The sequence below is a fragment of the Rhizobacter sp. P3_C12 genome (assembly GCF_056402735.1).
On sequence record NZ_JBFUGW010000009.1, the window covers coordinates 30,000 to 51,825 of the forward strand.

At 70.1% G+C, this 21,826-nt stretch carries 15 protein-coding genes; all 15 read right to left on the reverse strand.

Annotated elements, in window-relative coordinates; translation table 11 throughout:
• Positions 1 to 422: 422 nt before the first annotated feature.
• Positions 423 to 800: a hypothetical protein gene (locus AC1DXV_RS03300; protein WP_477868319.1), complete on the reverse strand. Its 378-nt coding sequence runs from the start codon at positions 798 to 800 to the stop codon at positions 423 to 425.
• 8 nt (positions 801 to 808) lie between these two features.
• Positions 809 to 4,687: an eCIS core domain-containing protein gene (locus AC1DXV_RS03305; protein WP_477932474.1), complete on the reverse strand. Its 3,879-nt coding sequence runs from the start codon at positions 4,685 to 4,687 to the stop codon at positions 809 to 811.
• A 112-nt stretch (positions 4,688 to 4,799) separates the two neighbouring features.
• Positions 4,800 to 6,140: an eCIS core domain-containing protein gene (locus tag AC1DXV_RS03310; protein ID WP_477932476.1), complete on the reverse strand. Its 1,341-nt coding sequence runs from the start codon at positions 6,138 to 6,140 to the stop codon at positions 4,800 to 4,802.
• Positions 6,137 to 9,556, reverse strand: a complete 3,420-nt coding sequence (locus tag AC1DXV_RS03315; protein WP_477867268.1) for a hypothetical protein — start codon at positions 9,554 to 9,556, stop codon at positions 6,137 to 6,139. Before AC1DXV_RS03315 ends, AC1DXV_RS03310 begins: the two co-directional genes overlap by 4 nt.
• Before the next feature lie 43 nt (positions 9,557 to 9,599).
• Positions 9,600 to 11,597 carry a hypothetical protein gene (locus tag AC1DXV_RS03320; RefSeq protein ID WP_477932478.1) on the reverse strand — a complete coding sequence of 666 codons (1,998 nt, stop codon included), beginning with the start codon at positions 11,595 to 11,597 and terminating at the stop codon, positions 9,600 to 9,602.
• Complete coding sequence (locus AC1DXV_RS03325; RefSeq protein ID WP_477932480.1) at positions 11,594 to 14,554, reverse strand: baseplate J/gp47 family protein; 2,961 nt, start codon at positions 14,552 to 14,554, stop codon at positions 11,594 to 11,596. The genes AC1DXV_RS03320 and AC1DXV_RS03325 overlap by 4 nt, the downstream gene beginning before the upstream one ends.
• A gap of 9 nt (positions 14,555 to 14,563) precedes the next feature.
• Complete coding sequence (locus AC1DXV_RS03330; RefSeq protein WP_477866895.1) at positions 14,564 to 15,778, reverse strand: baseplate J/gp47 family protein; 1,215 nt, start codon at positions 15,776 to 15,778, stop codon at positions 14,564 to 14,566.
• Positions 15,778 to 16,206, reverse strand: coding sequence for a GPW/gp25 family protein (locus AC1DXV_RS03335; RefSeq protein ID WP_477866893.1), 429 nt, complete (start codon positions 16,204 to 16,206; stop codon positions 15,778 to 15,780). The genes AC1DXV_RS03330 and AC1DXV_RS03335 overlap by 1 nt, the downstream gene beginning before the upstream one ends.
• A 1-nt stretch (position 16,207) precedes the next feature.
• Entirely contained in the window at positions 16,208 to 17,026 is an 819-nt protein-coding gene (locus AC1DXV_RS03340; RefSeq protein WP_477866891.1) for a phage baseplate assembly protein V, read from the reverse strand.
• A gap of 13 nt (positions 17,027 to 17,039) precedes the next feature.
• The gene (locus AC1DXV_RS03345) at positions 17,040 to 18,215 is read right to left on the reverse strand and encodes a phage late control D family protein (RefSeq protein ID WP_477932482.1); all 1,176 of its coding nucleotides are present in this window, start codon (positions 18,213 to 18,215) and stop codon (positions 17,040 to 17,042) included.
• 3 nt (positions 18,216 to 18,218) lie between these two features.
• The gene (locus AC1DXV_RS03350; protein WP_477866887.1) at positions 18,219 to 18,566 is read right to left on the reverse strand and encodes a hypothetical protein; all 348 of its coding nucleotides are present in this window, start codon (positions 18,564 to 18,566) and stop codon (positions 18,219 to 18,221) included.
• Entirely contained in the window at positions 18,566 to 19,213 is a 648-nt protein-coding gene (locus AC1DXV_RS03355; protein WP_477866885.1) for a hypothetical protein, read from the reverse strand. The genes AC1DXV_RS03350 and AC1DXV_RS03355 overlap by 1 nt, the downstream gene beginning before the upstream one ends.
• A complete protein-coding gene (locus AC1DXV_RS03360) occupies positions 19,213 to 19,452 on the reverse strand; it encodes a hypothetical protein (protein ID WP_477866883.1) in 240 nt (79 codons plus the stop codon). The genes AC1DXV_RS03355 and AC1DXV_RS03360 overlap by 1 nt, the downstream gene beginning before the upstream one ends.
• On the reverse strand, positions 19,445 to 20,785 hold the full coding sequence (locus AC1DXV_RS03365; RefSeq protein WP_477866881.1) for an ATP-binding protein: 1,341 nt from the start codon (positions 20,783 to 20,785) through the stop codon (positions 19,445 to 19,447). The genes AC1DXV_RS03360 and AC1DXV_RS03365 overlap by 8 nt, the downstream gene beginning before the upstream one ends.
• Positions 20,785 to 21,822 carry a Pvc16 family protein gene (locus tag AC1DXV_RS03370; protein WP_477932484.1) on the reverse strand — a complete coding sequence of 346 codons (1,038 nt, stop codon included), beginning with the start codon at positions 21,820 to 21,822 and terminating at the stop codon, positions 20,785 to 20,787. Before AC1DXV_RS03370 ends, AC1DXV_RS03365 begins: the two co-directional genes overlap by 1 nt.
• Positions 21,823 to 21,826: the final 4 nt, after the last annotated feature.

The following is a 21,826-nucleotide window of genomic DNA, read 5'->3' on the forward strand; positions in this document are numbered from 1 at the left end:
TGCGAAAGGCGAGTGCCGCACGCTCGCCAGCACAGGTGGCCGTATCGGGCAAGGTCTCGGTGCCGAAAGGGGCCGAGCAGTCCCGGTGCGGCTCCATTCCCTGCCAGGAGGAGTCATGTCGGCGCAGTGGCGTTTGGGAGGGTCTCCGACTTCTCAACTGCCATGCCCAGCGCATGCTGACAGTACCCAGGCTTGCTCACAGTCCATCATGTCGAACCCGCAGCGCATCCACTACAGAGGGTGCACAGTCATCGCACAGTGGGCTGAGGTTGTCCCACCGTCGAACTGGGCGGAACTTGAGCCCCTGCAGCGTGGGTGCGCCAGATGATCGACGCAAAACTGGCCGAGAGATTCAGGAACACCTCGCGCTCGGGTGACGGGCTCCAACAGAAGTGAGGCCATCGGGTTTCATGGCGCCGGCATCAGCCATGGCGCATCAGCGCAGTTTCAGATTGCTCCCCGATTGGAGCGGCTGTGCGGCGTGCGAGCGCCCGCTGGGCGGCGTTCAGCCCCACCAGCAGCGGCGCCAGCCAGGCCAGTGCCCACGCGCTCGGATGGCTCCACCACGCCCCGGCCACGCAGACCAGCAGGAACAACATCGTGTTGCCGAAGCCCGGGCCGCGGCGGCCTGAATAGGCCGCGAGTACCGTGATGGCGAGGCAGGCGCCGAGCGTGATCCTCAGTGCCTGCAGCCAACCGCTGCCATCGAGCGACAGCACGCCCACCAGGGCTGGCCACTGCAGCAAGGCGAACGCGAAGGGTTCAGCGCCGCACCTGTCCGGGGTCGTGGATGTGTTCATCGTGCACCTCATGGATTGACGCGATACCTGGCCCACTCGGAACCGCTGGTCAGCGTGGGCGTGTTGTCGATGACTTCGTTGATGGTCTGCCGGTTGCCGGCGGCGGTTTCGATCACGGCGCTGCAGGTGATCGAACGTGGAATCGATTGCTCCGCCTCGACAGCGCCGCGGATGGCCACCAGTTCGGCTTCGTCCAGGCCGTCATCCACGCGGGTTTCCGTGCTCTGTCCGCGTGCGATGGCCAGTTCCTGGTCGATGCCCTGCAGCTGGGCGCTGCGGTTGACGCCGGGGTAGTTGGGCCGCACGTGGAAGTTGCGCACCGTCTTGCCGGCGCCGATCTCACGTTTGATCGGCGTCTCGAAGCGACCCAGCATCGATTCGATGCCGCCGCGGTTGTTCGTCTCCTGCGACAGCGGCGTCAGGTTCTGCCAGGTGCCGCCCGGTCCGCCGATGTTGTGGTTCAGCAGGTGGCCGCGCACGTAATACGACGAGTTGCCGGTGTTGTCGTTGCGACGCTTCAGCAGGCGTTGCCAGTCGCCGAGGCCTTCGGTGGCGCTGGTCGGTGCGCTGCCGCTCGGCCAGACCGCCAGCGCCGCGTTGCCCATGGTCGGCACGGACACGTCGCTGCCGTAGCCCGGCCCCGAGGTCGGTCCCCACGCCGGTGGTTCGTCGGCGCCGGAGCGGCCGGTCATCAGCCGGCCGGTGACGGTCGCCAGGTTCTCCATCAGCGTGTTGATCTCGGCGCTGAGGTCCGTACCGGCGGCGGCGGTGCCGCTGCCGGTGGAATGGCCTGCACCGCCGGTGGCCGCGCCCGAGGCCACCGCCTGGTCCTGCTTCTGGCGCAGCAGGTTGTACAGCCGCAAGGCCTCGGTCTTGTCGGGACCGTCGGGTTGTCGCGCGACGAAGTCGCGGAAGGGTTCGGGATCGGACTCGACGATCAGTTGCGCGCCGCGTGCTTCGCCGCGGAAGTAAAGGTTGTGGGCCTGGCCGTCCGCGCCGCGGAAACCGAAACGTTCGCGCCACCACTGGCCGAGCCGCGCTGCGGCGCCGCGCACCGCGCTCACGCCGCGGCGCGCCATGTCTAGCAGCGCCTGCCCCATGCGGATGGCGCGGTCGATCAGCCAGTCGATGGCGCCGTTGATGCGCTCCTGCACCGGCGCGATCAGTTCCTGGATGCGCTCGGCGATGTTGCCGAGGCCGAACTGGTTGGCCAGGAAACCGATCGCGATCGGCAGCGAATCGCCCAGCGCGCGTTCCAGGAAGCCGGCGGCTTCGTCGATCTCGCCGTGCGCGATGCCGATCACGCCGTCCAGCACGCGCGACACCACCTCGAGGATTTCGCGCAGGTACTGCACGAAGGATTCGATCGCGTTGTAGACCGCGATCAGCGTATTGATCACCGGCATGATGCCGGTCGCGTCCAGCAGCGAGAGCAGCCATTGCGTGGCGCGTGTGATGACGCGGTCGGTGACCCAGCCGATCACGCCCGTCACCACGCTGTCCCAGAGGTTGGACAGGCGCTCCTGGATCTCGGCCCACAGGCCGGCCGGCCCTTCGTTGACCAGGATGGTGACGAAGGACCAGACGCCGGTGGCCACGTCGAGCATGCGCCGCAGGCGCTGCACCACGGTGTCGCCGACACGCAATGCGAGGCGGCGGAAGACGTTGTCCACCGTGATGCCCAGCACCTCGAGCACGAAGCCGAGCACCGAACGCAGCGAGAAGTCCGCCGGCGGGCGGATGCCGGCGGCCGACAGGTGGCCGAACAGCCAGCCGGCGACGCCGTTGAGCAGGTGGGTGCCGATGTTGCCGAAGAACAGGCCGAAGCCGGCACGCATCGCGCGCAGCAGGTTCATCAGGAAGCCGAGCGGGTCGGACAACACGTCGCCGATGGCTTGCGCGGCCTTGGCCAGGATGCGCACGACCAGCTCCGGCGGCAGGCCCATGATGCGCAGCATCGCCTGGAAGAAGGTCCACGCCGCGCGCGGGATGTTGCCGTCGACGAACACCTGGCGCAGGATCTCCAGCGCCGTCTGCTGGACGCGGGTCCACAGGTCGGGGTTGGTGAAGAGCTGGCCGAACACCGGGATGCGGCCGAGGATCTGCTGCACCAGGAAGTTCTTGACCGGTTCGCGGATGCACTCGGGGATCAGGCCCCACACGGTACCGAGCACCAGCTGCGGCAGACGCAACAGGTCGCCCATCACCGTGATCACGCGCCGCACGGTGTCGAGGATGTTCTCGAAGAAGGGGGTCAGGCTGTCGAAGCCCTGCACCAGCGAGTTGAAGAGGCCCAGCACCTGGTCGGTGGCCCAGCCCAGCAGCCGCCGGGCCGCGTCTTCCAGCCAGCCGAGCGAGGTGGCCAGCAGCGAGAGCAGACTGCTCGCGCGCAGCCGGCCCATCACGGTGGCGACACCGGCACCGAGCGCGCCGAGCTTGTCGAGCAGCCACTGGCCCGCGCCCACCAGCGCGCTGCGGACGCTCGCGATGATCTGCTGCACCGACGGCAGGGCGTTCGCGAGCGCCGCGCGGTTCTCGGCGATCGGGCGGCCCGCGGCGCCTTCTTCCATCTCGCCGGCGGTGTTGTTCAGGTCGCCGGACAGCTGCTGCATCTGCGAACCGAGGTCGCGCAGAAAGGGCGGCGGGATCAGCTCGGCGACCTTCTGCGCCGCTTCCGAGATCGGCTGCCAGACCGGTTGGGTCTGCTCYTTCACCCAGTCCCAGGCCTCGGTGGCCTTGCGCACGACCCAGCCGACCAGGCCTTCGGAGTTGTTGCCTTCGCTGTCGGCTTCCTCGCTGCCGAAGAGCTGCTCCTTCACCCAGTCCCAGGCCGCCGCTGCGGCATCGCGGATCGGCTGCGTCCAGTCCCAGATGTCCTGCCCGAGCTGCTGGATGCCGGCCCACAGATCGCCGGCGAACTCCTGCAGCCATTGCACGGCGGGTGCGCCGTAGCCCGACCACAGGTCGCTGAAGAAGTCGCCCACCGGTTGCAGGAACTCGGTCAATCGCTCCCAGGCGACACCGGCCACTTCGGTGACGAAGGTCTTGAGCTCGCCGATCGCATCGAACAGGGGCTGGCAGTTGCCTGAGGCGAGCGCGGCGACGATGGTGCTCGCGCGTTCGACCAGCCCGCCGAACACCGTTCCGAGCTGGTCGAGCGTGGCCGAGGGGTTGAGGCGATTGATCGTGCCGACGATGCCGTCGAAGGCGCTGACGAGCTGGTCGCGCAGCCAGTTGATCGGTCCGCGCCGCAGGATCGGTTCGAGGTCGGGTGCATACCGCCGCACCAGCGACCAGCCCTGGTCGGCGATGAACTCGCCGGCCGAGTTGAACAGTCCTTCGAAGAAACCGGTGTCGTCGTCGCCGTCGCGGCGCAATGCCGGTTCAGGTGCACCCTGCGCCGCGCGGGCCTGCACCACGTGCGCCAGTTCGTGCGCGAGCAGCTGGCGTCCGCTGGCGCTTTCGGGACGGTAGGCGCCGTCGGCGAAGGCGACGTGTTCACCGAGCGCGAAAGCGTGTGCGTTCAGCTCGGCGGCGACCGCGCCGGCCGGCGCGTCGGTGTGGATCTGCACGCCGTCGAAGCGGGTGCCGAAACGCGTTTCCATGTCGGCGCGTTCGCGCKCAGGCAGCGGTCGACCGACGCGCAAGGCCCGCAGCACACGCGACACCAGGCCGGGGCGGGACTCGTCGGCCGGCGGCAGCGGTGATGCTGGCGTGGCCGGCGTGGCCGGGGCCTGCAGCGCGGCCGCGGCTTCAGAGGCCGCCACCGGATCGGACGCCACCGGCGCATCGTGCGCCAGCGCGCGATCGGCCATGCGGTCGGCCTGGCGTTCGGCGAAATCGTCGCGGTCGCCGAGTTTGAGTTTCGGGCTCAGCTTGAGGTGCAACGGCGGCGCGATCAGCGGCGCCCGTCTGGCGGGGCCGCGTCCCGTCGATTGACGGGGCGCGAGTGCGAGTGCCGGTGCCTGCAAGATCGTCTCGCCCGGGCGCCGTCGCGGCTCAGGTCACCCGGATGGTGGCCACGTTGCTGCGCACGCCGTTGTTGATCACGACGACGGATCCCGAGGTCACGCCGGCGGGAACGGTGGCCACGATGCGCACGCGCGACGAGGTGTCGGTGGTGAATTCCCAGCTGACGATGCTGGCGTTGACGCCGCCGATCTGCACCGAGTCGGCGCTCGACTGCGCGGGGCCGAAGTTCCAGCCGAGGATGGTGACGTCCGTTCCCGCCGCAGCGCGACGCGGCGAGATGGTGTCGATCCAGGGCGTGTGGATGCGGCAGGCCTCGACCGCGTTCTCGGAGTTCAGTTCGCGCTGGTTCTGGTCGGCCCGCGCCGTCGGGTCGCAGGTGTGGAACATCTCGTGCAGCAGCGTGGAGGCCAGCATGAAGCGGCCGATGCGGAAGGCACGCAGGTTGAACGCGATGTTGTTGCCGCTGCGCTCGCCGAAGACGTTGTCGTCCTGCGGCCTCAGGAAGACGTTGGCGTTGTCGAAGGCGTTGCGCAGGGCGTTGGTGCCGCCGCAGCCGGTGTCGAAGAAGTTCTGGCAGTTGCGCGAGCCGAGCACGCCGCGCACGATGTTCTCGGCCTGGCCGACGCGGCGCAGCTGCTCGGGGTCGCTGACGACTTCCCAGTCCGTCGGTGCCGGGGCCGCGCCGATGGTCCAGCGCCGCACGACCCCCTGGCCCTGTTGGCCCACGTGGGCGAGTTCGTGCGCCATCAGCCAGCGGCTGGAGAAACCGCCGGGCTGGTATTGGCCGGCACCGAAGAACACGTCGCGGCCGACGGTGAAGGCGCGCGCGCCGAGGTCGCCGGCCAGCTGCGCGGCCGGCGCATCGGCATGCACGCGCACGTGATCCAGCGGCGCACCGACGCGGCTCTCGAAGAAGCTGCGCTCGCCGCTCGGCAGCGGCGCGCCGCCGCCGCGCTGGCTGTTGATGGCCGAGGCCGTGGCATCGGCCACCGTGCCGCCGCCGGCGCCCTCTGCATGGGCCTTGCGTTGCACTTCATCGTCCTTCTCTTCCTCTTCGGGCACCGGCCCATCGGCCGGCTTGCGCTGGACTTCGTCCTCCTGTGCGCAGGAGCTGCACTGGCGTTGCACGAGCTGCTGTCCGCCACCCGCGACCGGGCTCATCACCTGCGCGGCGAAGCGGTCGGCCTCGTGTTCCTGTGCATCGTTGGACGAACCGAGTTGCAGCTTGGCTTGCACCGGTGCGGCGAGGGCTTTCGCGACGGCCGCGCGGTTGCGTTCGGCGACCTCGGCGCTGCGTCCGGGGGTGGCGGGCCCGCGCCCGGAGCGTGCTGCCCGGGCTGCGATTCGGCGTTGGTGAAGGGTCTTCATACGCCTGGGAACCTGCGAACCAGAACCAGGTTGCCGACCGCGGCCCCCGTCTCGCTGCCTGCGGACACGTTGACCGTCACGAAGACGGGCGTGAATTCATCGGCGAACTGCGCCGTGGTGCCGGTGATGGCGAGCTTCACCGAGAACAGGCGGGCAATCAGCGTCACTCCGGAAGGATTGCCGTTGGCGATGTGGTTGCCGGACAGGTTCAGCATGCGCGCCACCACCGACTGTCCGAAGTCACCGAGCTGGTTGCCGGTCAGGGTGGCCGTGTTCCAGCCGGGAATCTGCACGCCGAGCACCCGGCCATCCTGGATGGCCGCGCTGGGCAACAGCGCCCACAGCCGCTGGATCTGGTTGCCGCTGCAATGCAGCCGCCCGCCGCCGGTTGCGACCCACATGTCGCCGTCGACCAGGCGCACGGCCAGTTCGGGGTCGGCGCCGACCTGGCTTGCCGGCGCGCCGGTGCCTGCACGCTCGAGTTCGTTCATCAGCACGACTTCACCGGCGATCCGGTTGTCGGCGAGCGTCGCGTCGCCGCGGTGCGAACTGATGCCCAGCGCGATGTTGAAGCCGCTTTCGAGCACGAGGTCGAAGACGTCGTTGAGGAATCCGTCGCGCAGCGCGGCGCGCGACACCGTGCCGCGGGTCAGTTCGTTGCGCAGCACCGCGTCGCTCTGCGCCTCGATCAGCTTGATGCCGCTCAGCCGGCTCAGGGTGGTGCTGACCTTCGCGCTCGACGCCACCAGGCCGTCCGGAGCCTTGGCGGCGGCCTTGCCGGCCGTGCCCCTGGCCGCCGCGACTGTCTTTTTCGCCGCGGTCTTCACGGCCCGCTTGACCGGCACCGGGGTGCTGCCGCGCACGATGTTGCGGCCGATCACGTCGGCAATGCGCATGCGCTCGTCGCGCGGCAGTTCGACGAAGACGTCGAGCACCTTGTCCAGCCCGGCCTCGAAACGGGGGGCGTCGGTGTACACCGTCTCGTCGGCGAAAAGCCCCTGGAAGGCTTTCACGACGGCCTCGTTGCCCATCGCGTTGACGTTGACCAGCACCGAGAAACCGCGCTCCTGCCGCACCCAGACGTCGTTCATGATGTTGTCGCGCCAGGTCAGCTGCACCGGCTGCGTGCGCGTGCCGACGCGCACCATCGGCAGCGCGCCCTCGATGGCGCTGGAACGCGAGAAGGAACAACGCGTGGCCGTCACGCGCGACGCGTTGAGCTGCATGTGTCCGAGGCCGCTGGCCTGCACCTGCAAGCTGTCGAGCACGAACTCCGTGCCCGTGAACGTGAAGGTGGTCCCGCCCAGCGACAAGGTGCTGGCCGACGGCGCGGAGGCGCCGATGCGCAGGCTGCGCTTGCCGCTGATCGTCACGTTCGCGGCCAGCGTGTGGGTGCCCGGCAGCAGGCACAAGGACAGGTCCTGCAGGCTGCTGGCGGCGAACTCGGTCAGGCGGCTCTCGAGCTGCCCCGCCGCCACGGTGACCGTGCAGCAGTCGCCGGCCTGTTCACACAGCTTGTCGATGGCGTCCTGCACGGTGACGACATTGGCATCGGTGCGCAGGTCGGGGCAGGCCAGCGTGTCCTTCTTCAGTGGCAGGTGGGTCGCGTTGAAGTGGCAGTACAAGGCTTCGAGCAGCTGGGCCACCGGCTGGATGCCGGCAGGTGCCCCCATCAGCTCGCGCACCGTGCGCACCATGCCGGCCGTGCCGGTGCAGGCCACCAGGTCGTGCGGGATGTCGGTGCTGTCGAGTTGCAGCAGCAGGGTGTCGATGGCCTGCTGCGCCGTCGTGGGTGCGGTCGCTGCAGGGTTCTCCAGCAGGTCGCGCCAGCGCGCCAGCACCGCCGCCGCCGTGCCGTCGTAGGGCAGGCGTGCCGCATTCAGGTGGCACATCAAGGCGTCGATCATGTCCTTGACCGAGGGGTTCTTCTCCACCAGGTCGAGGTTCGGGAAGTTCGGCACCGAAGCCATCAGGGTGCGCACGGTGGGTGCGGCGCCCGGCGCCGTGCCGCAGCCGGGCAGGGTGTAGCCGATGTCCTCGGCGCCGATGCCGCACAGCGCATCGAGCGCCGCCTGCACGTTGGGCGCCGTGCCGTACAGGCCGGCGCAGGTGGGCGTGAAGCCGACGTCGATGGCACGGATGTCGCTCAGTGGCGGGAAGTTCATGCGCCGCCGCTCGGGGTCGGTCTGCACGACCAGGTTGCCGGCCGCATCCACCACCGCCAGCGGCAAGTAGTGGTGGCGGATGCCGCGGGGTGCTTCGCCTGCGACGGCGCTGGCGCCCAGCACCCAGTCGCCGCTGGTGTCGACGGCTTCGCGCACCGGGGCCTGCCAGTAGTCGCCGGCCAGGGACAATGCGCCGGCAAAGACCAGGTGCAGCTCCATCAGTTCGAGATTGACCGACAGCGCGGTCGCCGACACGGACACATGGCCGTGGGCATCGCCGGCCAGCGCGCCCGACAGCACGACGCCGCGATCGCGGCCTTCGACCAGCGTGCGCGTCGTCAGGTTGAACTTCGCGAAGCCGTCCCACTGGCGCACGAAGGCACTGGGTGCGGAGCCGCCCGGTACCGTGAAGCTGTTGGAGAGAACGCCGCGGCGCCGCGCCTGCCCGACCGGGAAGTGGTGACCCAGCAGGTTCTCGCTGTCGACGTCGAAGAACTCCCACACCCAGCCGCCCTGGTCGAAGCCGGCCGGGAAACTCGTCGGCGCATAGGCTTCGGCGCCGTTGTCGCGCGACCACTTGAGCACCAGCATGCGGCTGCCGGCATCGTCGAACACATCGTGCACTTCGACGCGGAACAGGTAGTTGCCGATGCGCTCGTCGACCTCGACCTCGGCGGCGCAGGGGTCGCAGCTGTCCAGCGCATTGACCACCTGGCGCAGCCGCAGCGCGAGTGGCGCGGTGCCGATCGGCGGGTTGACGCTCGCGTTGGCGGGATCGATGCCGGCCGCGCACCACTTGACCTGCAGCATGGTGCGCGTACGCGTGGCGGTGTCGGCGCCGTGCAGGCCGGCGTCGAGTTGCGAATCGTCCTCGAGCCCGCTGACCGGGCGCTCCCACACATCGGCATACAGGCGGTAGTCGTTGGCCGGCAGCACGGGCGGGTTGCGGTAGTCGGGCTGGGCGGTCAGCGCGAGGCCGGCGGCCGGGCCGTCCAGCCGCGCGGGCACGCCTTCGACGTACAAGGCGCCGGGGCGGATCAGCACCGTGGCGGCCGGCTTGACGATGGCAAGACCGCCGGTGCGCGGCGACCCCGAGGCGATCGCATCACGCAAGGCGGCTTCGAGGCGTGTCTTGCCGATGTCGGTGGCTTCGTTCCAGTCCGCGTCGACGATCATGCGTCCCTGTTGCAGGTACACGCCGGAGAAGCCGGCCGCGGGGCGGAAGCTGTCTCTGGAGATCTGGGTCTTCATGAAGGGCCTCGTGGGTTCAGGTGATGCTTCGGAAGAAACCGGCTCAGGCGGCAGCCGGCGGCGCGCACAGCAAGGTGTCGTCGGGTACGAGCACGGGCGTGATGCCCAGGGGCAGGTAGTCGGCCAGCTTGTCGATCACGGCCTGTTCGCGCAGCGTGTATTTCTGCTCGTGGTGCGCGCCGAGTTCGCCGCCGTCCTCGGCGCCGTGACGCAGCGCCGTGGCGCTGGCCGGATGCAGCACGCCGCAGCCGGTTTCGCCGAAGGTGTCGGAGACGAACACCGGCGTGGCCGAGGTGCAGGTGCCGAGCGCGACGCGCAGGTGCGAGACCATGCCGGCCATCCACAGCGGCAGGTCGGACGGTTCGGGAAGGCGGGCATACCTCAGGCAGCCGGCCTTCGGCACGTCGGTGTCGGCCGCAGGCAGGTCCTTGCGCGGGAACTGCATGAAGATGCAGTCGCTCGCCCACAAGGCCTCGGCCACACAGCGGTCGAGCACGCTGCAGTATTCGAGTTCGACGCTTCCGCGCGGTGCCAGCAACTCGTTGAACAGGCACGAGCGGGCGACGAGCACCGGCTGCAAGGCATCGATGATGTGCGAATGCACGCGCCGCAACGCGCAGCGTTCCAGTGAAACGCGGCCGCTGGAGATCTTCAGTTCGCCGTCCAGCCACAGGTCCTCGAAGCGCCAGCGGCGCACCAGGGTGAGGTTCACGGTGCCGGTCACCCGCACCGGCGTCCTCGCCTCGCGGCGGCGCACAGTGATGGCGTCGGCCTCCAGCTGCAGGGCCACCGGGTGCCCCGTCGGCAGGGCGGCGAGCGCCTGCACCGGCGTGGCCAGGTCGAGGGCCCAGCTCGCCTGCGTGGCGCTGCCCTGGAAGGCGAAGCCGTCGATGTCCTGCACCTGGCAGTTCTGCAGCTCGACGTGGCCGGCCGGGGCCAGCGGCGCGGTGTCGAAGTCGAGGTCGACGAAACGCCAGCGGCCGGTTCCGGCCAGCACCACCGGGCCGCGCACCCACACACGGTGCGTGGCCTGCGCGGCACGCAGGGTCACCGTGCCGTCGGCGGATTCGAGTTGCAGCGGCAGCGCCGCAGGCAGCGGCAGCGAGGCATCGACCACCGCGGCGATGACCGACCAGGCCTTGCCGACCGCGTTGCCCGGGAACAGGCCCTCGAAAGGCGGCAGGTGCAGCACCACCCGCTTCGGATGCGCATGGCCGCGCCGCCAGTCGGGTGTGCGCAGGTCGACCGTGCGCGCGCTGACGTCCTGGTAGCTGCCGGGGAAACACGGCACGCCGTGACGATGGACCTGGCGCCACAGCAGGCCTTTCTCTCGCACGCGTTCGCGCTCGGCCGCCGCGGCACTCGGCGACAGGCCGGACAACTCGATGTGCGGATAGCGCGTCAGCTGCACGGTGGGGTCGGTGCCGTCGCTGCGCACGGCGCGCGAATGCCGGCGCAGGTCGACCGTGCCGTTGGGCAGGCCCGGGTGGCGTGCACGTGCCGGCGCCAGCCAGGCACTCGCGGCCGCACTGCCGGTCACCTGCAGCTCGGCTTCGCCGAAGCTGGCGGCCGGCAGCAGCGCCAGGCCCGGCCGCGCGGCGACGGCGACGCGGCGCCAGCCTTCGTGGATCTCGGCTTCGAAGTCGGCAACCTTCTCGGCGATGCGTTCGGCCACGTCGAGCGTGCCCTTGCGCTGGCGCCAGCCGATCGCCTCGTCGACTTCGGCGCGGCGGCCGCTCTCCAGCGGCGACAGCGGCGCGACGTCGAGCAGCTGCGCGATGTAGGGCAGCACCCAGGGCTGGCAGCCGCGCAGGCGGCCTTCGTCGTCGGGCACGCCGTCGTCGAAGCCGGGGAAGCTGTCGTAGTAGCGCTGGCGCAGCGTGCGATAGAAGGCGTCGAGCAGTTCGCCGTAGACGGAGACCAGCTGGTGCAGGTCGCCGGGCACGAAGGCGCCGCTGCCGTCGGTGCGCGTGTTGTCGCGATCGCGCCAGACCTCGGGCAGGTGCCGGTACTGCAACGCGGCGAAGGCAATGGTCTTCATGGCGCGAAGGCCTCCACACGAACGTCGATGTGCGGCATCGGCTGGCCGGGCGTGGTGTGCGGCACGTGCACGCACTGCGTGGGCTGGGGCACGACGGCGAGCACGACGTCGGGCGCGGCAATGGCCACGCGCCGCGCCAGCGCGGTGGTGGCCGCATCGATGACGATGCGGCAGTCGCTGTTCTCCACACCCGTCACCTGTTCGACCACGGCGAAGACCTCGCCGCGGTAGAGCACCTGGCCGAGCGCCCGCCGGTCGATTCCGAACGCCGCCTGCAAGGCGTTGCGCACTTGTGCGGCGACGAGGTCGGCGTCGAAGGATTCGCGGCGCACGCGGATCACCACGCTGAAACCGATCAGCAAGGGCGTGTACGCATGCACCGACACATCGACGCCGGGAGCCGAGTGCGCGGTGGCGAACTCGGTCAGTTCCGCCTTCAGCTCGGCCGTCAGCGTGGCAGCGCCCGCGGGCACGACGTGGACCTCGACCCGGTCGCGCCGCGCCAGTCCGGTGGCCGGCGCGAAGGCACGTGCCTGCACGACCGCGGCATGCGAACGCATCAATCTCGCGTGGTCTTCCAGCGAGACCGCACGTTCGAGCGCCAGCAGCGACGACGCGGCGTTCTCGCGGATGGCCTCGACCCCTTCACGCGCCGCACCACCCGCGGCAGCGAGAGGCTGGGCGAAGCCGGCCAGCAAGGCGTGCGGCTTCACCAGGCCGGACAGCCCGTGTGCCGGCAGGTTGCCGGTCGTGCCCACGCCCTGGCGCCAGAAGATGCGCAGGTTGTTGGCGCCGGTGGGCAGGCGCCGGCCGTGCGTGCCGTCGCCGAACTCGACCCACAGGCGGCCGTCTTCGTTCAAACGGGTCTGGTAGTGCGCGTCGGCCGGGCCGGAGTCGTTGAGATTGCCGACCTGGGTCCAGAACTCGTCGCCGACCTGCACCTGCACGTCGGCACGCACGCCGGCCGGCATGCGCGCGTCGGCGACGAAGCTGGTGTCGCTCGCGTCGAACAGGAAACGCTGACGACTGCGCGTCGCGTCGCCGCTGCCCAGCACCCGCATCGGTCGGGCAGCGCCGTGACCCGCCAGCACCACGTTGCCGTACACCCGCAGATTGCCTGCCGTGCTGGCACGCGGCAGCGCGTCGCGCAGCACGATGCTGGTGGACGCCACCTTCACTTCGTCGATCACGGTGCGCAGCGCACGTGTCGGGTTGGCGGCGATGACGGCCAGCCCGGCACGCAGCCCCGGCGGCAGCGCGGGCAGGACGATTTCGGTGCTGCCGGTGATCGGCGTGCCGTTGATGTTCCAGCCCACGGCGCGCGCGACCACGTCGAAGTGGCCGCGCAGATGCGTGGTGGTGACGAAGAAGGGCTGGGCGCTGCCCTCGGGCTGGTTGTGCCAGCCGTCGATGCTGGCGATGCGGGCCTCGTTCGCATCGCTGTCGATGGTGACGCTGCGCACTTTCGCGCAGGCCAGCCGCGTGCCGCGCACCAGCACGGCCCAGTCGCCGGCGCGGGTGTGCTTCGGTGCCGCGACGACCAGCGGTTCGCTCAGCGTGCCGTGTTCGCTCTGCTGCAGGAAGGTGTCGGGCCGCCACGGCCCGTCGCCGGGCGGCGGGGCCAGCAGCGACTGCGGGTTGCCGATCGAGAAATCGGGTTCGAAGCCGTCGACGGACACGCCGTCTTCTTCCGGGTCCCAGGCCAGCCCGATGACGGTGTAGCCCTCGCGCTCGTCGTTGCCGTCGACCACCGGCGTGTACTCGGCGCGCACGCACTCGTAGACCGGCAGGTATTCGCGTCCGTCGTGGAGGCGGATGTCGGCCAGCCACAGGCCGAGCAGCCGGCTCCAGTCACCGACCAGCCGCAGGAAACGCAGCCCCGTGCCTTCGGCCGTCTCGCGCGCCGTCTCGCGGCGCGAGATCGGCACCGGCACCGGGCGCGCGATGCTCGCGCGGTCGAGGTCCACGTTGCCCAGCGGCCGATGGAACACGAGTTGCCGCGCCGCCGTGTCGACCCGCTGCACCCGCCGGTACAGCGGCTTGGCGCCGGTGCGACCGACCAGCACGATGTCGCCCGGCGCCAGGCCGTCGGCCGGCGTGGCCAGCTGCAGGGCGCGCTCCACTTGCGCGCCGTGCGTGATGGGCGCCTTCACGGCCAGCTTGTCCTTGGGCACGCCGTGAACGCGCAACCAGCCGAGCGTGTGGGGTTCGGCGTGCCGCACCGGCGGCGAGAACACGACTTCGGTCTGCGTCTCGCCAGGGTCGACCGAATGCACCAGGTGGGTCGAGGCGCGGCCCGTGCGCTCGTCCTCCAGCACGATGGGATCGCCGACCTTCAGCTTCTCGAGCTTGCCTTCGAGCCGCAGGCGGGTGCCGGTGAAGGTGGCCGGGTTGCGGTCGTGGCCGGCCAGTCGCAGTTCGTTCAGCGCGGCGTCACCGTCTTGTTCTTCCAGCGTCTCGAAAACCAGCGGCGGCGAGCCGTCGGGCGGCGCGTGGCGCAGTTGCAAACCGGGCGCGATGCGGCCGGCCACGCCGGGTTTGTAGAACAGGCCGATCGGCGTGTAGGCCGAAGCGGAGGGATGCGGCGCGTAGTCGAGCATCGCGACCAGGCGACGCAGGCTCTCCCATTGCGTGGCCGTGCCGATCCAGCCTTCGTTCGCATAGGCGTCCAGCGTGGCGGTCAGCACGTGGGTGGCGCGCGAGAAGCTGCGCGTCAGCTGCCACAACATGTCGTCGCGCGGCGCGTGGTACTGGGTCAGCAGGCGTTCGTTCAAGACGATCGCCTCATGGTCGCGCGAGGTGTCGGCCTGCACGGCGGGCCAGTGTGCGAAACGTTCCGCGAGGCCGGCACGCAGGCGTTCGAGCAGCACCGCCGCGTTGGCGTCGACGTACTGCACCCGCGCGAGCCCCGCGCGGTTGAAGCGGGTCAGGTCGGGTTTGGTGCCGGGGGTTGCCATGACGATTCCTCAGCCACGCCGGCCGCCGTGCAGCTTGAGGCGGTAGTAGCCTCGCGCCAGGTCGGCCGAATCGTTGTCGCACACCGCGACTTCCAGGCCGTCGAGCGGGATGTGGCCGGAGGTCGACTGGTCGGGAAAGCGGTTGCCCAGCCGCTTGAAGCGGTTGAGGCAGACGTTGTCGACGCCGTCCAGCGCCACCAGCGCCTGGATGATGTCGGAGGCACGCAGGTCCTCGCCGAAGCGCAGCCGTCCGGGCCGGAAGAAACCGTTCGGGCCGGTGCCCAGCGCCTGTTCGACGGCGTGCCGCACTTCCGACTGGAAGTGGTGGCGCCCCACCTGGATCGACAGGAACAGCACCACGCCGACTTCCACCGCGGCGACCAGCTCGACCGGTTGGCCAACCATGCGGTAGGTGTCGAGAAAGGGTTGCAGCACGGCGCGCACACTGGGTCTGGATGCGCGCGCGGGCAACGGCACCTGGCGCTCGTCGTGGAAGATGTCGATCGCCGCCCACAGGTCGTCGGGGTAGGTGGCGAAGGTGTCGAGTCCGCGGCGGTCGGTCGCGATGACCGCCACGCGCACCACCTGCCAGGCGCCGTCCCATTCGGCCCAGGCATAGGCGCGCTGCACCAGCGGATGGTTGGGCGGTCCTTCGAGACGCAAGGCGTAGTCGGCCAGCGTGACCATGCGGCGTTGCGTGCGGATCTGTCGCGGGCCGGTGGCACGCGCCTCGTCCATCTTGTCGGGGTGGTCGAGCCAGTACTGTTCGAGCCGGCTGCGGGCGTTGTCGGGCAGCGGGTCGGGGACGCCGGAGAGCACATGCGCATCGAGCTCGAACGGCGCTTCCCGGCGGCTCCAGGCCAGGCCGAGTGCGTCGTGTCCGATCAGCGAGAGCAGGCGGCGCACGCTCTCGGGCCGGCGCGCGGTCGACAGCGTCTGCTCGGCCGCGATGCGGTCGAGCATGTCCGACAGCTTGTCGAGCTGCGAGGCGAGGATCTCCGCCAGCACCACTTCGACGTCGGCCGGCGTCCAGCGCGTGCGGTTCGGGAAACGTGCCGCGAGCTCCTCGAGCATGAACAGGCGCAGGCCGTCGTGGTCGCGCACGTCCCAGTCGAAGTCGTCGCCGATGGCCGGCAGCACRCGGGGCGGCGGCACCTCGCGGCGGCCGCAGTCGGGGCAGCCGTCGGTGCTGTAGCTCAACACGGGAAGCGGGGTGTCGGCCATCAGATGCCTCCGACGTGGAACAGGTGGTCTTCGCGCTCGCCGATGGCCGCCAGCGTGTAGGCCACGCGGATATGCAGCTGCGCATCGTCGCCACGCACCTCGACCTCGAGCGACTTCGGATCGACCTCACCGGCCAGTGCCTCGGCCAGCGAGGCGGCGAGCCGCCGCTGCGTGATCTGCCACAGCGGCGTGGCATTCGGTTCGAACAGCAGGGCTTTCGCGCCGGCGCCGAACTCGGGGCGGTAGACCCGCTCGCCGGCCACGGTGAACAGCACCTGCTCGATCTGCCCGCGCACATGCTCGGCACGCGTGGCCAGGCGCGGGCGCGGCGCCGAGCCGTCGCCACGCGCATGCTCGATGCGCAGCGGAAACGCCAGGTAGGGCGGGTCCGCCAGTCGGCGCGAGGGCAGGTGACCGAAGCGGGGCATGCTAGGACACCATCACCTTGGTGGAGAGGCTGGACATCTCGCCCTGGGGGATGGCCGGCGAGGTGGGGCTGCCCGGTGCGGTGCAGGTGTGCACGTGGGTCGCGAACAGGGTCAGGAAACTCTGGCCCTTGATCACCGGCTCGCCGCCCTGGCCGCCGAGCATCACCTGTGATCCCTCGACGACGATCTGCTGGCCCTTGACCTTGACGCCCGAGGCGGCCATCTCGATCTCGTTGCCGTTGCCGTCCTTCACGCTGGTGCCGCTGGAACTCATGGCGATCGAGTTGCCGTTGGCGTCCTCGATCAGGATCTTGCCGGCGTCGGCATCGAGCGTGACCTTGGCGCCGCCCTGGTCGGTGAGCGCGACGCTGCCGTTCTTGTCGATGGTGATGGTGGCGCCGCCGAGGTGGACCAGCTCGATGGCCTCGTTGTCGTCCTTGTCCTCGAGCAGCAGCTTGTGGCCCTTGGGCGTCTTGACCAGCGTGGTGGTGGGCGGGTCCTGCACTTCGGCGGGCACGTCGCTGCCCTGTTGCCAGAAGGTGCCGGTCCAGATCGGGTAGTTGAGGTCGCCGCCTTCGAACTCGACCCACACCTGCGCGTCGACCTGCGGCACCGCATACCAGCCCTGGTCGGCCAGGCCGCCGCAGGGAAAGCAGGGCAGCGCCCAGTCGGTGTCGTTCTCGCCCAGCAGGGCCGGCACGCGCACCTTCACGCGGCCGCGCTTGTCGGGGTCGGCGTTGTCGACCACGATGCCGCGAAACTTGCCGACGGCACGCCGCTCGCGCAGCACCTGCGCCAGTTCGCGGTTCATGTCGCCCATGGCATGCGCTCCTTCAGAACACGGCCGAAAGCGCGGCGCCGATCAGGGACGACGCGCCTTCGAGGTTGTCGCCGTAGGCGTTGCGCAGCAGCTTGAAGCGCTGGCGATAGCCCTGGGCGTTGAATGTGTGGCCGACGGTGTCGACGTAGTACTGGCCGGACAGGCGGCTGCCCAGTCCGTCGACGCCCACCAGCTGGCCGGCGAGCAACACGTGGCCATACAGCGTGCCGTCGAGTTCGCCTTCGCCTTGCACCTTGTGGATGTCGAAGTCGTTGGCCTTGCGCTGCGCCAGCAGGCGCAGGCGGGCTTCGTCGGCACCGGCCTCGGCGCTCAGCGTCCAGGTGAAAGGGCGCAGGCCGCGTTCGCTGCTGGTGGCGCGGGCCTTGCCGAGCGGCGGCAGGTCGGGCTGGACGGTTTCCGTGCGGCCGGTCGTGCCGGTGGCGGCCGGCGCCTGGAACTGCACGGCGTCGGGCTGGTGCGAGTCGCTGGTGATGTTCAGCGACAGGCAGTTGGTGTCGGCACCGGCGTAGACCATCAGCGTCGGCTGGGGCGTCCCGGTCAGTCGCATCGGGCCGAAGTAGACGAGGCCGCGGCGGAACAGCAGCTCGTGGCCGTTGGCTTCGGCACGGGCCTTGAGGAACTGGATGTCGGTGCCGTCCTGGTTGAGGCCGACCAGGCCGTCCTGTCCGGCGGCGCTTTCCGGGTCCGAAGCCAGCGGCGCATACGGCGCCAGCAGCTCGGTGAGGATGAGCCGGTCGCTCGAGGGCAGTTGCTCGGTGCCCCAGGCCTTGCGCACGTGCTCGCGGTCGAGCTGCATCGACTCGTCCTGGCATTCCACCGTGACGCGTGCGGCACCAGCGTCCTCAGGGTACTCGGTGCGGATCTGGCGGATGAAACCGCGCAGCACTTCTTCCTCGCGCACGCCGAACGCAGCGCGGATGGTGATCGGTTTCCAGTCGGCCAGGATGGGCTCGCGCGGGTCCAGGCCGTAGGCGTCCTGCACCGTCCATTCGCCGTGTTCGTCGCGGCGCGTCTCGAACACCAGCGAGGCGGTGGCGGGTTCGGTGCGGCTGGTTTCCACCGTCGCCTCGATCAGGAAGGGATACAGCTCGACGATGGGCCGCGAGTCGATCTCGATCACGCACTCGGCGGGAGCGCGTTCCTTGCCGGACAGGAAGTCGAGCAGCACGTGTCACTCCTTCGCCTTGGGCACCAGCAGGACTTCGCCGTATTCGGTCTCGGCGGGATCCTGCGAGGCGAGCTCGCGTGGCTCGCCGGGCAGCGGATCGAGGCCGAGCTGTTCGACTTCGGCGGCACAGAGGACGTCGGCGTTCGCGTCGACGATGCGCCACCACAAGCGCGCGTCGTTGTAGAAATGCGTGGCCAGCGATTCCATGCGTTCGCCCGCCTGCAGGCCGTGCTCGACCACGCCGGTGGCGGTGCCGATGGGACGTGGCCGCACGCCCTTGAAGGGCAGGATGCCGTCGGCGTCCGGCGCGAAGCGCTGGCTGGCGAGGTAACGCGAGTTCTTGAGGAACATCAGAGCAGCCCCCCGATGGCGGCCGCGGCGGTGCGGCCGGTGTTGAGCGCGGCCGAGGCGACCTGTCGCACCTTCTCGGCCATGTAGAAGGGATTGCGGCCTTCGATCACCTGCAGCGTGAGCTTCACCGTGGCGCGGTACGGCACCAGGCTGGGCAGGTGCTGCGACTCGGTCACGTCGACCGCCTTCAGGAACACCGGCAGCACGTGGGTGCCCCAGACGAAGAGCAGCACCGACGCGGTCTCGCTCTTCTGGAAGGCGCGCGCGCCGCCCAGGCCGAGGCTGGACAGCATCTGCAGTCCGCCGGGTCCCTGCGCCTTGGGCTCGCACATGCTGCGCACCGTGTCGAGTTCGGGTTCGATGCCGAAGGTGCGCGCGATCGGGTCGCCGTCGTTCATGCGGTCGGTCACGTCGAGCAGGATCTCGACATCGAAACTTTCGGGTTCGATGGCCACGCCTTGCGCCACGCGCGCTGTCTCGGTGGGCAACGCGAAGTCATAGCCGCCGCGCGTGGCCGGCGTCGAACCCAGCGTGATGGTCACGCTGCGGTTGCGCGTGATCTGCTGCGGGTTGAACTCGAAGGCCAGCATCAACGGCGGCAGCGACAGCGCGTACTCGAGCAGGAAACCGCGGGTTTCGTTCAGCATCACAGGCCTCCTGCGGCCGCGCCGATGCCGGCCGCGATGTGGCGGGCCAGCACGTCGGCCAGGGCATGATCAGAACGGCGTGCGTCCAGCTGCAACGGCGCCACGCTGACCGCGGGCAGCACGCCGCGGGCCGGCAGCTCGTGCCGCGCCAGGGCCTGCGCGGTCAGTCGCGCCAGGCGTGTGGCGCGCTGATCGAAGCCGGCGGGCAGGGACAAGGACAGGCGATCGATCTCAGTCACGGAACATCTCCGGCGGAAGGTGGGCGGCGAGGGCGCCGATGTCGGTGCGCGAGTTCTCGCGTCCGTCCTTGGACAGCTCGCGCCAGGCGCCGACGGCCACATGGCGGCGTTCGATGGCCACGCCGCCTTCACCGGCCGCGAGGTAGGCGGCGTGCAGCGCGGCGTTGCGGATCTGTCCACCGGTGAGCGGCACCGCAGCGGCCAGCAGTTCGGCGTCGAGGTCGCCGGCGCGCGGCGCCCGCGGCGGCAGCAGGCGTTGCCACAGCAGGGTGCGTCCCGCGGCATCGGGCCGCGGGAACTCGACCACGATGTGGATGCGACGCAGGAAGGCCGCGTCGAGCTGGCGGCGCAGGTTGGTGGTCAGGATGCAGGGGCCGTCGTGCGACTCGATGCGCGTCAGCAGGTGGCTGACCTCCATGTTGGCGTAGCGGTCGCGCGCCTCCTTCACTTCGCCACGCTTGGCGAACAGGGCGTCGGCCTCGTCGAACTGCAGCACCATCGGTCGTTCGTGCGCCGCTTCGAACAGGCGGTTGAGGTTCTCTTCGGTTTCACCGACGTACTTGCTGACGAGGCGGCCGAGGTCGATGCGGAACAGCGGCCAGCCGAGGGCGCCGGCGATCACGCTGGCCGCGAGCGTCTTGCCCGTGCCCGAGGGACCTGCGAAAAGGGCCACCGGACCGCCCACGCGTTGCCCGCCCCAGCGGCCGACGACGGTGTCGCGTTCGCGGATCCACAGCAGGTACTCGTTGAGCAGCTGCAGGCGGTCCGGCGGCAGCACCAGGTCCTGCCAGCCGGCCACCAGCGGAACCAGCTCGGCGCCCGGCGGGGGCGGCGGCTTGTGGGCATGGTCGCCGAGCCGAGCCATCAGCCGCGCGTCGGGCTGCAGCGGCTTGTAGGGATCGTCGTGCACGCCGCGCAGCCAGCCCGAACGGGCCAGCGGGCTGTCGCGTTCGAGCGCGGCGCGCAGTGCATGGGCCTGCGTGGGGTCGAGCGCCAGCAGTTCCTGGATCAATGCGCGTGACGGATAGGGCGAGCCGCCTTGCAGCTGCTGCACCACCCAGCCGAAGCGGGGTTCGAGTTCGGGACCGGCCACGCAGGCCAGCACGTCGAGCGCCAGCCGGTCGGGCAGGGTGCCGAGGGCGCGCTGCCAGGTGCCGCCCGGACCGCGCAACACGTCGACCTGGGCCTGCAGCTCGCGCAGCTGCGCCACCTGTTCTTCGCCGAGTGCCTGGCCCTGCCGGCTCAGCGACGCGAAGTAGCCCAGCAGGTGCAGCCGATCCCACTCGGGTCCGAGCAGGCAGGCCGCAGGCAGCTCGAGGCGCGGCGCGTTCATCACGGACCTTCGAAGACAGTGATGAGCACCGGCTCGCTGCGCAAGGTCAGGGTCACGCCGTCGGCGGGCCGCACGAATTCGCGCTGCACCGTCAGCAGCATCTGTCCGGTGCGGTCGTCGAACGGCAGGGTCAGGGAACGCGTGCTGGCGCTGTCCACCGCACCCGGATCGATGACCATGTCGATGACGGCGAATTCGTCCACCGCGCCGGCGGGCACCCAACCGTCGACCGAACTCCACACCTGCCAATGCAGCGACACCTCGGCGCCCGGCAAACCGGCGACCCAGGCGCGCGGCTCGAAGCCGGCGAGTTCGCCGAGCGGCAGCGACACCGAGCGCAGGCACAGGCCTGCGCTCACCAGGCACAGGGCCGGGATCCACTCGCCGCTGCGGGTGTCGGGCTGGGCGCGCCGCGTCACCGGCACATGGGTGCCGATCTGCCCGGACGCCGGCAGGCCGTGGCGCGCGGCGAGGGTGGCACGCACGCCGAGACCCAGGCTGCCGACCAGCGGCGGCGGCACCGCGGCCACCCGCGGGATCACCGGCGCCAGCGACACCTCGAACAAGGCCGAGGGCCGGTACACGGTGTCGCCCTGGGTCGACCACAGCTGGTTGAGCTGATCGAGCCCCAGCGTGCAGAACACGGACTGCACCTCGAACAATTCGTCTTCCACCGTCACCAGGTGGACCGGACGTTCGTGCAGCAGGCGCATCACGTCGCCGATCACGCGCAGGTCGTTCTCGCCCGCGGAGATGCTGTCCTCGTCGGCGCAGAACGGCGTCATCAGGCAGTGCATGCGCAACAGCCAGGTCTGGCCGGGCAGGGTGTCGGGGAAGAAGCCCGACGGCTCGAAGCGGAAGAAGAACAGGTTGAGCCGGTGGTCCGCATCGCTTTCGCCGGTGGCGGTGGCGGCCGCCGCGGGCGTGCCGACCAGCACCTCGATGCGCGAGTTGTCGACCACGTCGTTGATGCCGGCCGACACCACCTGGCCGAACTGGCGGCAGACGGCGGAAAGAGAGGAGATGCCGACGGCCATGGCT

What these genes read in the sequence shown, in the direction of transcription:
- AC1DXV_RS03320 (WP_477932478.1), bottom strand. Translation starts at nt 11,597, where the DNA reads ATGAAGACCATTGCCTTCGCCGCGTTGCAGTACCGGCACCTGCCCGAG.
- AC1DXV_RS03335 (WP_477866893.1), bottom strand. Translation starts at nt 16,206, where the DNA reads ATGCCCCGCTTCGGTCACCTGCCCTCGCGCCGACTGGCGGACCCGCCC.
- AC1DXV_RS03370 (WP_477932484.1), bottom strand. Translation starts at nt 21,822, where the DNA reads ATGGCCGTCGGCATCTCCTCTCTTTCCGCCGTCTGCCGCCAGTTCGGC.
- AC1DXV_RS03350 (WP_477866887.1), bottom strand. Translation starts at nt 18,566, where the DNA reads ATGTTCCTCAAGAACTCGCGTTACCTCGCCAGCCAGCGCTTCGCGCCG.
- AC1DXV_RS03310 (WP_477932476.1), bottom strand. Translation starts at nt 6,140, where the DNA reads ATGAAGACCCTTCACCAACGCCGAATCGCAGCCCGGGCAGCACGCTCC.
- AC1DXV_RS03355 (WP_477866885.1), bottom strand. Translation starts at nt 19,213, where the DNA reads ATGCTGAACGAAACCCGCGGTTTCCTGCTCGAGTACGCGCTGTCGCTG.
- AC1DXV_RS03365 (WP_477866881.1), bottom strand. Translation starts at nt 20,785, where the DNA reads ATGAACGCGCCGCGCCTCGAGCTGCCTGCGGCCTGCCTGCTCGGACCC.
- AC1DXV_RS03300 (WP_477868319.1), bottom strand. Translation starts at nt 800, where the DNA reads ATGAACACATCCACGACCCCGGACAGGTGCGGCGCTGAACCCTTCGCG.
- AC1DXV_RS03325 (WP_477932480.1), bottom strand. Translation starts at nt 14,554, where the DNA reads ATGGCAACCCCCGGCACCAAACCCGACCTGACCCGCTTCAACCGCGCG.
- AC1DXV_RS03315 (WP_477867268.1), bottom strand. Translation starts at nt 9,556, where the DNA reads ATGAAGACCCAGATCTCCAGAGACAGCTTCCGCCCCGCGGCCGGCTTC.
- AC1DXV_RS03340 (WP_477866891.1), bottom strand. Translation starts at nt 17,026, where the DNA reads ATGGGCGACATGAACCGCGAACTGGCGCAGGTGCTGCGCGAGCGGCGT.